Origin of the sequence: Streptomyces sp. NRRL S-920 (assembly GCF_000717945.1) — a bacterium.
GTDB lineage: Bacteria > Actinomycetota > Actinomycetes > Streptomycetales > Streptomycetaceae > Streptomyces > Streptomyces alboniger.
Window position 1 is genome coordinate 312,656 of the sequence record NZ_JODF01000003.1, and the last position, 15,684, is coordinate 328,339.

12 protein-coding genes are annotated in these 15,684 nt (G+C 71.3%); 4 read left to right on the forward strand and 8 right to left on the reverse strand.

Annotation, left to right across the window (positions count from 1 at the left end):
• Positions 1-34 precede the first annotated feature (34 nt).
• Positions 35-790: a sulfite exporter TauE/SafE family protein gene (locus IG54_RS0104475; protein WP_030777531.1), complete on the reverse strand. Its 756-nt coding sequence runs from the start codon at positions 788-790 to the stop codon at positions 35-37.
• Positions 791-959: 169 nt separating this feature from the next.
• Here IG54_RS0104475 and IG54_RS0104480 point away from each other — a divergent pair, with 169 nt between their 5' ends.
• Positions 960-1,892 (forward strand): LysR family transcriptional regulator, encoded by a 933-nt coding sequence (locus IG54_RS0104480; RefSeq protein ID WP_030777534.1) that lies wholly within the window; start codon positions 960-962, stop codon positions 1,890-1,892.
• On the opposite strand, the gene IG54_RS0104485 is transcribed toward IG54_RS0104480, so the two are convergent.
• From IG54_RS0104485 to lpdA, 5 genes are all read right to left on the reverse strand, one after another.
• Positions 1,862-3,097: an RNA polymerase sigma factor gene (locus IG54_RS0104485; RefSeq protein WP_030777535.1), complete on the reverse strand. Its 1,236-nt coding sequence runs from the start codon at positions 3,095-3,097 to the stop codon at positions 1,862-1,864. The two genes, IG54_RS0104480 and IG54_RS0104485, sit on opposite strands and share 31 nt — an antisense overlap.
• Positions 3,091-3,504, reverse strand: a complete 414-nt coding sequence (locus IG54_RS0104490; RefSeq protein ID WP_030777538.1) for a YciI family protein — start codon at positions 3,502-3,504, stop codon at positions 3,091-3,093. Before IG54_RS0104490 ends, IG54_RS0104485 begins: the two co-directional genes overlap by 7 nt.
• A 162-nt stretch (positions 3,505-3,666) precedes the next feature.
• Entirely contained in the window at positions 3,667-5,205 is a 1,539-nt protein-coding gene (locus IG54_RS0104495; RefSeq protein ID WP_030777540.1) for a DHA2 family efflux MFS transporter permease subunit, read from the reverse strand.
• 379 nt (positions 5,206-5,584) lie between these two features.
• Positions 5,585-7,753 carry an MMPL family transporter gene (locus IG54_RS0104500; RefSeq protein ID WP_030777542.1) on the reverse strand — a complete coding sequence of 723 codons (2,169 nt, stop codon included), beginning with the start codon at positions 7,751-7,753 and terminating at the stop codon, positions 5,585-5,587.
• 132 nt (positions 7,754-7,885) lie between these two features.
• The gene (gene lpdA / locus IG54_RS0104505; RefSeq protein WP_030777544.1) at positions 7,886-9,289 is read right to left on the reverse strand and encodes a dihydrolipoyl dehydrogenase; all 1,404 of its coding nucleotides are present in this window, start codon (positions 9,287-9,289) and stop codon (positions 7,886-7,888) included.
• A gap of 318 nt (positions 9,290-9,607) precedes the next feature.
• Between lpdA and IG54_RS0104510 the strand changes: the two genes are divergently transcribed.
• Complete coding sequence (locus IG54_RS0104510) at positions 9,608-10,843, forward strand: CaiB/BaiF CoA transferase family protein (protein ID WP_234335959.1); 1,236 nt, start codon at positions 9,608-9,610, stop codon at positions 10,841-10,843.
• A 58-nt stretch (positions 10,844-10,901) separates the two neighbouring features.
• Entirely contained in the window at positions 10,902-11,300 is a 399-nt protein-coding gene (locus IG54_RS0104515) for a YunG family protein (protein ID WP_030777549.1), read from the forward strand.
• A 128-nt stretch (positions 11,301-11,428) separates the two neighbouring features.
• On the opposite strand, the gene IG54_RS0104520 is transcribed toward IG54_RS0104515, so the two are convergent.
• Positions 11,429-11,872 (reverse strand): subtilase-type protease inhibitor, encoded by a 444-nt coding sequence (locus IG54_RS0104520; protein ID WP_030777551.1) that lies wholly within the window; start codon positions 11,870-11,872, stop codon positions 11,429-11,431.
• 329 nt (positions 11,873-12,201) lie between these two features.
• Complete coding sequence (locus IG54_RS0104525) at positions 12,202-12,645, reverse strand: DUF3093 domain-containing protein (RefSeq protein ID WP_030777553.1); 444 nt, start codon at positions 12,643-12,645, stop codon at positions 12,202-12,204.
• 162 nt (positions 12,646-12,807) lie between these two features.
• On the opposite strand from IG54_RS0104525, the gene IG54_RS0104530 reads away from it, so the two are divergent.
• Positions 12,808-15,591 carry an alpha/beta hydrolase family protein gene (locus IG54_RS0104530; RefSeq protein ID WP_030777555.1) on the forward strand — a complete coding sequence of 928 codons (2,784 nt, stop codon included), beginning with the start codon at positions 12,808-12,810 and terminating at the stop codon, positions 15,589-15,591.
• The last annotated feature ends 93 nt before the right edge of the window (positions 15,592-15,684 follow it).

Here is a 15,684-nt window from a genome sequence, read left to right on the forward strand (position 1 = left end):
CAACGCGCTGCCCCCGTCCCTTCCGGGCCCGGGCTCAGCTCACGATCATGATCACCGAGGCCGTGACGCCGACGACGACGATGAAGCCGCGCAGCGCGACCGGCGGCAGGCGGCGGCCGTAGCGCGCCCCGACGAGCCCGCCGACCGTCGAGCCCGCGGCGATCAGCCCGGCCGCCGTCCAGTCGACGTCCGCGACCGCGATGAAGACGATGGCGGCGACTCCGTTGACGATCGAGGCGAGGACGTTCTTCGCGGCGTTCAGGCGTTGCAGGTCGTCCAGGATGAAGGCACCGAACAAGCCCATGAGCAGCACGCCTTGGGCCGCGCCGAAGTAGCCGCCGTAGACGCCGGCGGCGAGGACGCCGCACCACATCGGAGCGCCGCCGTCCCGTCTCCCCGGATTCTCGCGCTCCTTGAGCCGCCGGTTGAGCCACGGCTGCAACACCACCAGAACGCAGGCGGCGAGGATCAGCACCGGCACCACCGCCTGGAAGGCGTCGTCGGGCAGCGTCAGAAGAAGCAGCGCGCCGATGAGGCCACCGATGAGGGAGGCCGTACCGAACCGCACCAGGCGCCCCAACTGCCCCTTCATCTCACGGCGGTAGCCGTACGCGGCGCTCACGGTGCCCGGCACCAGGCCGAGGTTGTTCGACACGTTGGCGAGCACCGGCGGGAAGCCGAACGCCAGCAGGGTGGGGAAGGTGATGAGCGTGCCGGACCCCACCACCGCGTTGATCCCGCCGGCCGCGACACCCGCGGCCCCGACGGCCGCCATCTCGAGCGCTTCCACACGTCACCTTTCCCACAGGGCCGCGGCCCGCCCCCGGGGTCGTCCGGACCCCGGGTCGGCGCCCGTCTCCGGGTCGCCGCCCGGGCCGTGAACGATCTTGGGTCATGGTGAAAACCCAAGTCAATCCTCGGGTTTCCTTGCATCTCCCCAAGGGATACCTTCACCCCTTGTGACCTTCGACGATCTCCGAGTCTTCGTGGCCGTGTGCCGCGCGGGCAGCCTCAGCGCGGTGGCCCGCGACCTCACCTGTACGCAATCGGCGGTGAGCCAGCACGTCAAACGTCTGGAAAAGGAGCTGGGCGTGAGCCTCCTGGAACGGCACGCCCGGGGCGTCGTGCCCACCGCGGCCGGGCGCGTCCTGCGCGCGGCGGCGGCCGAGGGCATCGGCGGCATCGACCTGGCGGTACGGCGCCTGCGGGAGCAGGCCCGGGGCGACGGCGGCACGGTGCGGATCACCACCGGCGCCACCACCGTGCGGCACTTCATGGCCGAGGCCGTCGTGGACTTCCGGGGCCGGTACCCCCGCGTCAGCCTGGAGTTCCAGACCGTGAGTTCCAGCAGCGGGTGCTTCGACGCGCTCGCCGCCGCCGACCTCGACCTCGCCTGGATCACCCTCGGGGAGCCCGTGCGCGGCATCGAGCAGCGGCCCGTCGTGGCCCTGCCCTGGGTCCTCGCGGTCCGCGCCGACGACCCGCTCGCCGACCGGCCGCGCGTCGAACCCGCCGACCTGGCCGCAGGGCAGCTCATCACACCGCCGGTGAACTCGACGTCCCGCGCTCAACTGGACGCCCACCTCGACGAGTTGGGCGTGGTCCTGCCGACGGGCACCAGCGTCGCCGACTGGGACACGGCACTGCTGCTCGCGGAGCTGGGCCTCGGCCAGGCCGTCGTGCCCGCGCTGCCCGGCTGGCGGGGCCGCGCTCCCGCCGGGCTGCGTATGGTCCCGGTCCCGGAGCTGCCGCCGCTGTCGGTCGGCTGGGCGGTACGCCGCTGGGACGCGCTCAGTCCGCTGGCCCGCGCCTTCGCCGACACCGTGGCCGAGCACTGCGCGCCGCTCGGCCCGCTCCCGGCTCAGGGCAGTAGTCTGGCGGCGCGCGTCTGAAGGTAGCGGGCCTCCGGCCGGCTGAGGGTGCCCCTGGCCGCCGACCGGTAGGCGGCGAGTGCCCCTTCGGTGTCACCCGCCTTCTCCAGCAGATGGGCCCGTACGGCATCGAGGCGGTAGTGCCCCTTCAACGGGCCTTCCAAAGCGGTGAGTTCACCGAGCCCGGCCCTCGGCCCGTGGACCATCGCGTACGCCACCGCGCGCCCCAGTTCGGCCATGGGCTCGGGGGCGCGGCGGACGAGAACGTCGTACAGGGCGAGGATCTGCGGCCAGTCGGTGGCGTCCGCGCGCGGTGCCTCGTCGTGCAGCGCGGCGATCGCCGCCTGCAACTGATAGGCGCCCGGCGGTCCTTGGGAGAGCGCCTCCTCCACGAGCGCGCTACCTTCGGCGATCGCCCGCCGGTCCCAGCGGGCGCGGTCCTGCTCGTCCAGCGGGATCAGCTCGCCGTGCGGACCGGTCCTCGCGGCGCTGCGCGCCTCGGTGAGCAGCATCAGCGCCAGCAGCCCCGTCACCGCGCCCTCGCGGGGGAGCAGGCGCCGCACGGAACGCGTCAGCCGGATCGCCTCCCGCGCGAGGTCCGCGCGGTGCAGGGCATCGCCGGACGTCGCCGCATAGCCCTCGTTGAAGATCAGATACAGCACCTGGAGGACCACGCCGAGCCGCACGTCGCGGTCCTGGGGGCCCGGCTGCCGGAACGGCGTACCCCTGACCTTCCCCTTCGCCCTGCTGATCCGCTGCGCCATGGTCGCCTCCGGCACCATGTGCGCGCGGGCGATCTCCGCCGTGGTCAGACCGCCGACGGCACGCAGGGTGAGGGCGACCTGTCCGGCCGGGCTCAGCGCCGGGTGGCAGCACAGGAAGAGCAGGGTGAGCGTGTCGTCGTCCGAGGGGGCGCGGCTCTCGCCCGGCGGGGCCGCGGTGAGCGCGTCGCGGGGTGTGAGCAGCGCCGCGTCCTCCTCGCGCCGCCGCCGTGCCGCGTCCGCGCGCAGCTGGTCCACGAGCCGCCGCGAGGCCACCCGGATCAGCCAGCCCCGCGGATTGTCCGGCAGGCCCTGGTCCGGCCACTGCCGCGCCGCCGCGAGCAGCGCTTCCTGCACGGCGTCCTCGGCGGTGTCGAAGTGTCCGTACCGGCGTACGAGCGCGCCGAGGACCTGCGGCGCGTGCCGGCGCAGCAGGTCCTCGACCTCGGTCGTACGTCTCAGCACGCGCCTCCCGCGTCCTGTACGGGCCGGATCACGACGGGCGGCTCGACCAGGCCCTCGGGGCCGGGACACCGCGTGATGCGCGCGGCGATCTCGGTGACCCGCTCCAGGCTCTCGCAGTCGACGAGCCAGTACCCGGCGAGGACCTCCTTCGTCTCGCCGTAGGGGCCGTCCGTGATCACCGGGCGGCCGTCCTCGCCCGCGCTGACGAACCGGGCCCGCGCCGGTTCCGTCAGGCCCTGCGCGTCGATCAGCTCCCCGGATTCGGCGAGGTCGTTGCTGACCTCGGTCATGAACGCGAACATCGCCTGAAGTTCCTGCTCGCTCCAGGCCGGGCTGTGCTCGGAGGGCTTGCCCGCCATCGCGTCGTAGTCGGCCTGTGAGCCCTGGACCATCACCAGATACTTCATGACTCGCTCCTCGGCTGCGCCGTCACCCCTCGTGGGCGACTCTCACAGGGGACGTCGGAGCGGACGGCGCGTTCTCTACATCGGCTGCCCCCAGCATGCTATCGAGCGGTGGCGTCGAGTTCCTGGTGAGAGGCGGCCTGGGAAGCCGCCCGCCCACGGCGCTCAGCCCAGGTGGACGGGCGCCGCGCCCTCGGCCGACCGCTGCTTCGTGGCGTTGATGGCGAGCGCGGTCACGGCGAGACCGGCCAGGAACATCACGCCCGCGCCGACGAAGGCGAGGGTGTAGCCGTGGGTCAGCGCGTCGGCCGCCTCGGCCACCAGGCCGTGGTCCTTGGTGGCGACGCCCCGGTAGAACGAGGCGGCCGCCGCCGGAAGCCGCTCGTCGGCCGCCGAGGTGGAGATGGTCGACAGGACGGCGAGGCCGAGGGCGCCGCCGATCTGCTGCGCGGTGTTCAGGAGCGCGGAGGCGATGCCCGTCTCCTGGTCGCCGACCCCGCTCACCGCGCCCAGCGTCATGGGTACGAAGCTCATGCCGAGGCCGAGCGCGGTCACGAACATCGCCGGCATCAGATGCCCGGCGTACGACGAGTCGGGGGTGAGCGTGGCGAACCAGAACATGCCCGCGGCGGCGACGAGCAGGCCGGGCCCGGCGATGACACGGGGGGCCAGGCGGGTCACCAGCTTGGCGCTGACGGCCGCGGCGACGCCCATGCCGAGGCTGAACGGCAGATTGGCGAAGCCCGTCTTGACCGCGCTGTAGCCGAGGATCAGCTGCATGTAGAGGGTCAGGAAGTAGAAGGTGGCCATCATGCCGGCGCCGATGAAGAGCATCGTGGCGTAGGAACCGGCGCGGTTGCGGTCCTTGAAGAGGCGCAGCGGCATCAGCGGGTGCGCGGTGCGGCTCTGGACGAGCAGGAAGGCGCCGAGCAGTACGGCGGCGACGACGAAGCAGCCGAGCGTGACACTGTCGGTCCAGCCGTGCTCGCCGCCGCGCGTGATGCCGTACACCAGGGCGATCAGGCCGCCGGTTCCGGTGAGGGTGCCGGGGAGGTCCAGGCGCCCCGGGTGGCGCTCGGCCTCCACGAGTGTCCTGGTCCCGGCGAGGACGGCCAGGCCGATGGGGATGTTCACGAAGAACACCCACCGCCAGTCCAGGGCGTCGGTCAGGACGCCGCCGAGGAGCAGACCGACGGTGGCGCCGATGCCGGCCATGGCGGCGTAGACCCCCATCGCCTTGTTGCGCGGCTTGCCCTCGGGGAACGTCGTGGCGATCAGGGACAGCGCGCTGGGGGCCGCGACGGCTGCGCCGACGCCCTGGAGGACGCGCGCGGCGATCAGCAGGCCCTCGTTGGGGGCGAGGCCGCCGAGGAGGGAGGCGAGGGTGAACAGGGCGATGCCCACCTGGAACATCCGCCGCCGCCCGAAGAGGTCTCCCGCCCGGCCGCCGAGCAGCAGCAGCCCGCCGAAGGCCAGTGCGTAGGAGTTGACGATCCACGCCAGGTTGGCGTCGGTCACGCCGAGGGCGGTCTGGATGCTGGGCAGGGCGATGTTGGTGATCGTGCCGTCGAGGACGACCATCAGCTGCGCGGCGGCGATGACGAACAGGGCGAGCCCGAGGTGGCGGCCCCTGCCGGGATTCCCGGTCGCGCCGGGGGCGTCCGCCGGTGCGTGGGCGGTGACAGGCGAGCTGTCGACAGACATGAAAGAACTCCAGAGCGAGGCGTGGAAACATTCCTCCGGAAGCGGGAGCAGACACGGAGGATCGGCGTCCATTCCGGATGGGATAAGTCGTGCAATCCGAGCTGCGCGACGCGGAGAAGTCGGCCTGGGCTCGGGACGAAGGAAAACGTTAGCACCTAATAAGGGCAGGTCGCAGCCTTGCTCGTACCTTTTTGCGCCACCCCTGGGTGAATTTGACATTCACCCTCGATATGTGGACAAGCAGGAGGCGAAGGAATTCAGTAAGCCGTTTGCATTCCGGCAGAAAGTGTGAGCAAAGAATGGGGAAGGTAAGACTCGGATGGGTCCACAGATTTCCCCGAGACGCAAATTGGCTGGCTGGGAAGGCGGCGGGGGGCGCTCACCGCGTCCGCGTCGCGTCCCCCGCCCGCTCGCCGTCCACGTCCGGGGGCGGGGGAGTCCCGCCCCCGTTCCGCTTCTCGTCGCCGTGCCCCGGCCACCACGCCGCGTGTCCGATCAGTGCCGTCAGCGCGGGGGTGAAGACCGTCGCCATGATGAACGCGGCGATGACGATGCCGAAGGAGAGCGAGAAACCCATCTGGGAGAGCGTCGAGTTCCCCGCCAGCATCAGGGTCGCGAACGTGCCCGCGAGGATCACGCCCGCCGAGCCGATGGTCGGACCCGAGTGCCGCACCGCCGTGCCCGCGGCGTCGTGCGGTGCGCGCCCCTCACGGGCCTCTTCGCGAAGGCGGGACACCATGAGGATGTTGTAGTCCGTGCCGAGCGCGACCACGAACAAGTACATGATGACCGGCAGCATGAACATCAACCCCGGCTGGCTGCCCAGCTGTTGGAAGATGAGGGAGGTCGCGCCGAGCGTAGCGCCGAAGCCGAGGGCGACCGACAGCATCAGGTACCACGGCGCCACCAGCGAGCGCAGCAGCAGCGCGAGGATCACCATGATGGCGATCGCCGCCACCGGGAAGACCACCGAATAGTCGCGGTCCACCGCCTTGTTGATGTCGACGTACACCGCCGTCATGCCGCCGACCAGTGCCCGCGAGCCGTCCGGCGCGGCCTCGTGGGCGGCGGGCCGCAGCCGGTCCTTGACGGTGGACAGGGCCCTGTCGGACGCCGGCGGGTCCGAGAGCACCACCGAGTACGAGGCCGTCGTACGGTCCGGGCTCAGCCGCGGCGCCGCCACCTCGCCCACGCCCCGGACGTCGGCGAGCCGCTCGCGGAAGGCGGCGGCCTGCCGCTCGGTGACCGGCCCGTCGTCCGACGAGGAGAGGTAGACGGACGTCGGATCCGTGGTGCCCGCGGGGAACCCCCTTTCGAGGTTCGCCATGGCGACCATGGACTCCTTGTCCTCGGGCAGCGAGGACCCGGCGAGGTCGAAGTTGGCCTTGTAGCCGAGCGCGCCGAGCGTCAGGGCGCCCATGAACACGGCCGAGACGATCGCCCACACCGCGGGCTTGCGCGCGATGGACGCGCCGAGCCGGGCGAAACCGGTGCCGTGCGGCTCCCGCTGCCAGGACTTCGACGGCCAGAACACCCTCGTGCCGAGGAGGGACACCACGGCGGGTACGAGCGTGAGGCCGGCCAGCAGCGTCACGAACACCGCGATGGCGAGCGCCGGACCCATCGAGCGCAGCATGCCGAGCGAGGAGAGCGTGAGCGCCGCGAAGGCGACGATGACGGCGCCCGCCGCCGATGTGATGGCCTCGCCGACCCGCTCGACGGCGTGCACCATGCCGCTCTTGGGATCCTCGCCCGCCCGCAGCGCCTCCCGGTAGCGGAAGAGCAGGAACAGGATGTAGTCCGTGCCCACACCGAACAGGACGACGGTCAGCAGCTCCTGGATGGAGGAGTCCGCCTTCATGTCGAACGCCTTGTTGGCATAGGCGATCAACCCGGTGGCCATCGGCGAGATCAGGCCGATCAGGACGACGGGCAGCAGCGCGATGATGGGGCTGCGGAAGATGACCAGGAGCAACGCGATGATGATCACTATCGTGCCGACCCCGACGAGCAGGCCCGCCCGCTCGGAGGCGTCGCTCTCGTCGAGCGCCTGGGCCGCGGAACCGGTGATGCCGGCCGACAGGTCCGTGCCCTTCAACTCCGGCCCCAGATCCGACCGCAGCTGTTTCACCGCGTCCTGCTGCGAGGTGTCCTCGGGGTTGGTGATCTTCGGCATCGCGACGACCGACGTCTGCACGAGCTTGTTGGGCGAGACCTCACCGGGCACGACGGCCTGTACGTCCGGGATCCTCTTCGCCTGGAGATCCTTGGAGATCCGGCCGACGTCGGCGGAGTCGGCGGCCGTCAGCTTCTCACCGTCGGAGCGCTCGAAGACGATGATGGCGCCGATGTTCCGCTGCTTCGGGAAGTCCTTCTCCTGCACATCGGCGGCGCGAATGGACTCGTAGTGGTCGGGAAGGAAGCTCGCCTCGTCGCTGCTGGAGGTGAGTTTCGGCGCCAGCGAGATCACCGCGCCGGCCACCACCACCCACGCCAGGATGATCCACCAGGGGCGCCGAACCACGAATCGGCCCAGACCAGAGAACATCGGCTACTGCCTCTCCTCGCCCCCGAGGCATCACAGTCGTGTTCCGCCCAGCATCGGACGGACCGGGCGGCCCCGCCACTCGAACCACCGGATTCCGGTCACTCGTGGCGCGGCGGGGCGGCCCGGCGGCCGTCAGAAGTTGATCATGTGCCCGGCCAGGCCGTGCACCGCTTCCTTGACGGCCTCGCCCAGCGTCGGGTGGGCGTGCACATTGCGCGCCACCTCGTGGACGGTGAGGTCCCACTGCTGGGCCAGGGTGAGTTCGGGAAGCAGCTCGGTCACGTCGGGGCCGATCAGGTGGGCGCCGATGATCTCGCCGTACCGGGCATCACTGATGATCTTGACGAAGCCGACGGTGTCGCCGAGGCCGTGCGCCTTGCCGTTCGCCTGGAACGGGAACTTGGCGACCTTGACGTCGAAGCCCTTCTCCTTGGCCTGCGCCTCCGTCCAGCCGAAGCTCGCGATCTGCGGCTGCGAGTAGGTGGCGCGCGGGATCATCGGGTAGTCGAGTTCCATCGTCTCGGCGTCCGCGAGGGTCTCCGCAGCGACCACGCCCATGGCCTCGGCGGTGTGCGCCAGCATCAGCTTCGCCGTCACGTCACCGATGGCGTAGATGTGCGGGACGTTCGTGCGGCAGCGGCCGTCGACGTCGATCGCGCCACGCTCGGTGAGCGCCACGCCCGTCGCCTCCAGGCCGAATCCGGTGACGTTCGGCGCGAAACCGATGGCCTGAAGGACCTTGTCCGCCTCCAGCGTCTGCTGCTTGCCGTCCTTGCCCGTGACGGTCACCTTCACCCGCTCGCCCGACTCGTCGATCGACTCCACGCGGGTCGAGGTGAGGACGTCGATGCCGAGCTTGCGGTACTGCTTCGCCAGCTCCTTGGACACCTCCGCGTCCTCCAGCGGCGCGACGCGGTCCAGGAACTCGACGATCGTGACCTTCACACCGTAGTTGTGCAGGACGTAGGCGAACTCGATGCCGATCGCGCCCGCGCCCGCGATCACGATGGACTCCGGCAGCGAGTCGGCGAGGATCTGCTCCTCGTACGTCACCACGCACTCGCTGCGGCTGGTGCCGGGCAGCAGCCGGGGCGTGGCGCCGGTCGCGATGATGCAGTTCTCGAAGCCGATCGTGGCGGTGGTGCCGTCGGACTTCGCCACCTGAAGAGTGTTGGCGTCCAGGAACGTGCCCCGGCCGTCGAACTCCGTGATGCCGTTCTTCTTCATCAGGAAGTGGACGCCCTTGACGCGGCCGTCCGCGACCGTGCGGCTGCGGCTGAACGCCTCGCCGTAGTCGAAGGACACCTGTCCGTCGACCTTGATGCCGTACGTCTTCTGCTCGTGCGTGAAGAGATGGGCCAGCTCGGCGTTGCGCAGCAGCGCCTTCGTCGGGATGCAGCCCACGTTGAGGCAGACACCGCCCCAGTACTTCTCCTCGACGACCGCTACTCGCTTGCCCAGCTGGGCGGCGCGAATGGCGGCCACATAGCCGCCGGGTCCTGCTCCGAGCACGACGACGTCGAAGCGGTCTTCCATGGGGAGGTCCTCTCTGGGGGAACGAATCCAGTGGTGCGGATGGCTCTCTGCCACGATCATGCGTCATGGGCGGGCCCGTGCGGTGACCGGGTGGCACATGCCACTGCCGTTCCGGGCGGCGCCCCCACGACCACATGGCCGGTCGCCGACCCAACGATCCTTTCCCGAAGGAGCGTTGGAGTTCCAGTTCCCGGTTGACCGCGCGGGCCCGCGCGAGGCCCCGCCGGGCGCGCGGTCGGCTCTTGACCAGGTGATCAAGGGGCTCCTAGCCTCACGGATATCCGAATGCCACGCGCTGGGTCTGCCGAGGTCCTGCTGATGACGAACCCGCTGATGACGAATCCGCCCACCCCGCCGGCCGCGACCGAGGGGGCCCTCGCCGGGCTCAAGGTGCTGGATCTGTCCCGGGTCCTCGCCGGCCCCTACTGCGCGCAGCTGCTCGCCGACCACGGCGCCGACGTCATCAAGGTCGAACCCCCTGCCGGTGACGAGACCCGGGGCTGGGGGCCGCCGTTCGTCGCGCCGGACACCTCCGCGTACTACCAGAACCTCAACCGCGCCAAGAGGAACATCGTCGTCGACCTGTCCGTGCCCGAGGGGCGCGACATCCTCGACACCCTCCTGGGCGACACCGACGTCCTCGTCGAGAACTTCAAGGCGGGCACCCTCGCCAAGTGGGGCTACGCCGACGACGAACTGCGCCGCCGCTTCCCCGCCCTCATCCACTGCCGCGTCACCGGCTTCGGGACCGACGGCCCGCTCGGCGGGCAGCCCGGCTACGACGCCGTACTCCAGGCGTACGGCGGCCTGATGAGCGTCAACGGCGAGCCGGACGGGCCGCCGCTGCGCGTGGGCGTCCCGGTCGTCGACCAGGTCACCGGCATCCTCGCCTTCTCCGGCATCCTGCTCGCCCTGCACGAACGCCACCGTTCGGGCCTCGGCCAGCTCGTCGACTGCACGCTTCTGGACACCGCGGTCAGCCTGCTCCACCCGCACTCGGCCTCGTGGCTCGCGGGCGGCACCGTGCCGCGGCGCACCGGTTCCGCGCACCCCAGCATCGCCCCCTACGACTCCTTCACCGCCGCCGACGGGCCGCTCTTCATCGCGGTCGGCAACGACCGGCAGTTCGCTGCGCTCACCGAGGTGCTCGCGGTCCCCGGGCTCGCGGACGACCCCCGTTTCCGCACCAACCAGGACCGTGTCCGCCATCAACGGGAGCTGCGCGCCGCCCTGGAGGAGGCCATCACCGAGCGGCCGCGCGCCGAACTGGCCGCCCAGCTCACCGCGCGCGGCGTCCCGGCCTCCCCGGTGCACGACGTGGCCGAGGCGCTGACCTCGCCCCAGGTGCGCCACCGCGGCCTGGTCATCGACACCGGTGACTACCGCGGCCTCGCCTCGCCCGTCTCCCTGTCCCGCACCCCGGCGCGCGTGCGGCCCGAGGTGCGGGGCGCCGGGGCGGACACGCGGGATGTGCTGGACGCGGCGGGGTACGACGGGGAAGCCATCGCGAAGGCGGTCGAGGGCGGCGCCGTGCGGGCCGCTGACCCGTCCTGAGCCGTGCGGGGGCTCGGCGGCCGGGGGATTGTCAGTGGCGGGTGCGAGGGTGATCGCCATGAGACCACTTCTGCTGAGCGACATCGAGACGGCCGTGCGCGGCAGTTGGGGCGCGGACACCTGCCCGCCCGACTCGACGACACCGTGGCCCGAGGACAATCCCGCCCGTGACCAGTGCGGTGTCACCGCGCTCGTCCTCAACGACCTGTTGGGCGGCGACCTCATGCTCGGCGAGGTCCACGTCGACGGTGTGCGGGTCGACTACCACTGGTGGAACCGCCTCGGCGCGGGGCTGGAGATCGACCTCACCCGCGAGCAGTTCGCACCGCACGAGAGAGTGACCGAGGGCGTCGTCACCGCGAGGCCGCCGGAGATACGCCGGTGCCGGGAGGAGTACGAGCTGCTGCGCGCCCGCGTGTTGAAGCGGCTCGACGAGTTGGCGCACAGCGGGTCCTGAGCCCGGTGGGAGCGAACACTACGGCCCCCGGTGTCGAAGGACACCGGGGGCCGCCCCGCGTCCCAGCAGCCTTCCCCCACGAAAGGTCACCGGGACTCCCCTGAGTGTGGATCAGGGTTCAGATCTCGTCAGAAGTTCAATACGGCACCCTCCCCCAGGCCAGCCTTCATCATGCACCGGTTGGAGAAGGTGGCGGACCAGCTGACGCGCTTGCCGTTCCAGACGCCGTTGGCGGTCACCGTGACAGGCCGCCACTCCTTGGTGCAGATGATGTCGGACGTGTTCTTGTTCACGAGGTTGGCGAACTCGCCGTCAGCCCTCGTGAGTTCGGCACACGCGGCGGCCGGGGACGGGTGGCTTCCCGCGGGCCGCGGCGCGCAGATCAGCGTCACGGCGCGCTCGATCGCCGCGGAGTTGGCGTCCTCGCCCTGGCCGACCGTGAGCACCAGGGCAGATGGCGCGTAGAGGCTCTGCGGCCCGGGGGCCTCGGCCTGCGCGGTGCCTGGTGTCGCGGCGAGGACGCAGGCCGCCGCCGAGGCGGCTGCTCCCGCGATCCTGAGGGTGCGACGCATGGTGGACTCTCCTTCGCTCGATGCGGTTTGTGACTGCGGTGGGGAGTCTTGCCGGTGCGGAGAGTGAGTGCCAAACGGATGGTCGATTTCCGGATGTGGCCGTCCGGTGGGCGGTTCCCGTACGGGCGTTCGGGCAGCTCAGGAGCGGTGGACCGGCCGCGCGAGGGCTGTCCAGCATATGGACGAACGGCATTGGTATAAACGCTAACTAGGCTCTGACCTGCGCAAACAAGAATTTGGTTCTTCCTTCGACCACCTGCATCGACCGGAAACCATCGCTGAGTCGGGGTTAAAACGGGCCCTGCACGCGCAGGCTCGGGCAAGTCGACTCAGCTCCGCGAGAAGGCCAGCACCGCCGCCAGGTTCATCGGCCGGCGCGTCGAGACGTAGATGTACGGCGCGCCACCGTAGGAATTCCGCAACTCGATGCGCAGCGCGGTGGGGACGTAGGAGCGCAGGAGCAGCATCGCGTACGGATTCGCCCTGACCGTGCGCCACTCGAAGGCCTCCCGCTCGTCGAGGATCTCCGTCATGCCGAGCGCCTCGATCGGGATGGTCCGCTTCCCGACGACGAGGGAGCCCGGCGTCACGAGGATGCGCACCCTGCCGTGCGCGTGCACGATCGCGCCGGCCACCGCCATGCCGAGTGTTGCCACGGTCGCCGCCACGACCGGACCGAAGGGAATGGCCCCGACCGCGAGTCCGGCTCCGCCCAGCGCCACCAGGGCCCACCAGGAGCGGGGCACGCTCAGCCGCTCTTCGTAGATGTGCATGACCGAATCCTGGCAGGAGCGCCCGTCGGCCCGGACGGAGGGTTCCCGCCCGTGTGTGCCGGGAGGCAACGCGAAGCCGCCTGTTGCCGTCCTCGAAGAAGCAAGAGGGGCACATGAGTTCGTTTGTGTGTCCTGTGACGAGTCATCAGGAGGAGGACCACTTTGAGACGTGTCTCAAGAGTGGCGACCACAGCGCTTGCGCTACTCGCGCTCGCGGCCGTGTCCCCAGGAGCCGTACACGCGTTGCCGTCCGCCGACGCCCCACCACCCGTGTCGCCCGCCCCGCCCGGCGGCGGCCAGGATCTCCCGAAGGGCTGGAGCCTGGCGGGCGACGGCGGCGGCAAGGAGCTGGTCTGGGCCTCGCCGGAACCGGTCCCCATGGGAGACGCCCGCGTCGAGTTCTACTCCGGGGACAGGCTCCTCGGCAGGCCCGACGCCGCGCGGGACCGCCGTTCGTTCCGGCTGCCGCTCAACGGCGCGCGCCTCGGAGCGGTGAAGAAGCTGCGGGTCGTGGCCGGCGGGCGCCGCCTGGACGAGGCCGGATCCGGCGCCGTGCCGAGCACCCCGCGCCCCGTGGCCCCCACGGCCCTCCCTCCCGCCAATGACATCGACCCCGGCAAAGCGGGAAGCTACCGCACCGTCAGCGGCGCGTACACCCTCAAGTCGGAGCGGCTGCCCGGCTTCCCGGAGCCCGTGGAGATGCGGGCCCACGTGGTCGGCCCCGCCGACGCGCCGGGCAAGCGCCCGCTCGCCCTGTTCCTGCACGGCCGTCACTACACCTGTTACGGCGGTGGCGAGGACGCGGAGGGCGGCGGATGGCCCTGCAAGGCCGGCACGAAACCGGTGCCGAGCCAGGACGGCTACAAGCGGGCCCAGAAGCTGCTCGCGTCCCAGGGATACGTCACCGTGTCCATAGCCGCCAACGGCATCAACGGCCAGGACCACCTCGCCGAGGACGGCGGCGCGCAGGCCCGCTCCTCGCTGGTGCGGCTGCACCTCGCCCGCTGGGCGGAGTGGGCCGAGCAGCGGGACACCGCTCCGAAGGCGGTCCGCGAGATCGCGCCCGCGGACCTGGACCGGGTGCTCCTGGTCGGCCACTCCCGCGGCGGTGAGGGCGTCAACAGGGCCGCACTCGACAGCCTCTACGCCCCGCCCGCCGACCAGGACGGCTACCACGGCCCGGTGCGCTGGAAGATACGCGGCAACGTCCTGATAGGCCCGACCATCTTCGGACAGAACCCGGTCCCCGACGTGCCGTCCGCGACGATCCTGCCCGGCTGCGACGGAGACGTGTCCGACCTCCAGGGCGAGATCTACGTCGACGGGACGCGCCGCGTCAGCGGCGGCACCGCCCTGCACAGCGCGCTCTACATGGTCGGCGCCAACCACAACTTCTTCAACAGTGAGTGGACTCCCGGCCAGGCGAAGGCGCCCGCGGACGACGACTTCCAGTCAGAGGGGTCCGACCCCGTGTGCTCGCCGGGCAAGGGGACCCGCCTGACCGCCAAGCAGCAGCAGGCCGCGGGCGCCACATACATCGCCGCGGCGGCCCGGCTGTTCGTCGCGGGCGACGACCGGGCGCGCCCCCTCCTCGACGGTTCCAACCGCCGTGCGCCCTCGGCGGATCCCGCCCGCGTCCTGAGCCACGCCGTCGGCGCGCGCCGCACCGAGGCGTTCCTGCCGGACGCCTCGACCACGGTCAGGGGCGGACGGCTGTGCGCCCAGGTCGCCCCGGACACGGCCCGCGCCTGTCTGCCGCCCACCACCAAGGGAGCCTCACCGCACTTCGCCGGCTGGGAGGCCTCGCCGGAACCCGGCCGTGACGCGGTGGCGATGCGCTGGACGCGGGCGGGTGCCCCGCTGCGGGTGAGCCCCGCGCGTCCGGTGTCCCTCGCGGGCGCCAAGGACGTGGCGCTGCGGGTGATCGTGCCGCCCAACACCACCGGCACCCGGTTCGACGTCGCGCTCGTCGACACCGCGGGCCACCGCGTCAAGCTCGGCGGCGCCCGCGTCGACGGGCTGCCGGGCAGCGGCCGGACCGCCTCCTACTGGGGCCGCGAGGTCCGCGTGCCGCTGACCGCGCAGGCCAGACAGAAGCTGGACCTCAAGCGGGTGAAGACGCTGGAACTCACCCCGCGCAGCCGCTCGGGGAAGGCCTGGCTGATGGATGCCTGGGGTTGGCGCCCCGGCACGCCCGCGGTCAAGCCGGCCTCCCTGCCCCGTGTGGACATCGGCCGGCTGACCGTCGACGAGGGCGACTCCGGGACCCGTACCTACCGCGTGCCGGTGCACGTCTCGGGCGAGGGAAGCGGCAAGGTACGGCTCTTCGTGCCGAAGCCCGGCTCGGACGAGGTCACGCACCGCACGGTGACGGTCCGCCCCGGCGGCCACGACATCGATGTGCCGGTCGAGGTGCGGGGTGACACCCGCTACGGCTACGACGTCGCGCACGACGCGTTCGTCAAGGCGGTGCGCGGCGCCGTGGTCGGCTCCCACCACGGGGGCGTGACGGCACGCAACGACGACCCGCTGCCCAAGATCACCCTGAAGCCCGTCGCCGACCGGGTCACCGAGGGCAAGCCGCTGAAGTGGCGGATGACGCTCGCGGAGCCCGTCGACGTGGACATCATGGCCGGGATCGCCTTCCTGCCGGTCGACCGCGGCGCCGAGCTGTCCACGCTCGACGTGGACCCCCGCTGGGTGAAGGACGAGGTCGGCCAGGAGCCCCGCCCGGGGCGGGCGCTCTCCAGGATGACGGACGGCGAGTCGCTGTTCCTCATGGTGCCCGCGGGCAAGACGAGCGTGGAAATGTACGTGCCCACCATCAAGGACAACGTGCGCGAACCGGACGAGTCCCTGAAGGCACAGCTGTTCCCGTACGACCACAACTGGGAGCCGCAGGACGGTGGTCCGGTGGTCACCGGCACGGTCCGCAACGCCCGATAGCGCGAGGGGCGGCCGGCCCGGCGGGTAATCCAGCCGGGCCGGCCGCCCTCTGCACTCCCAGACCCACAGGCCCCCGCACCCACCGGCCCCCCC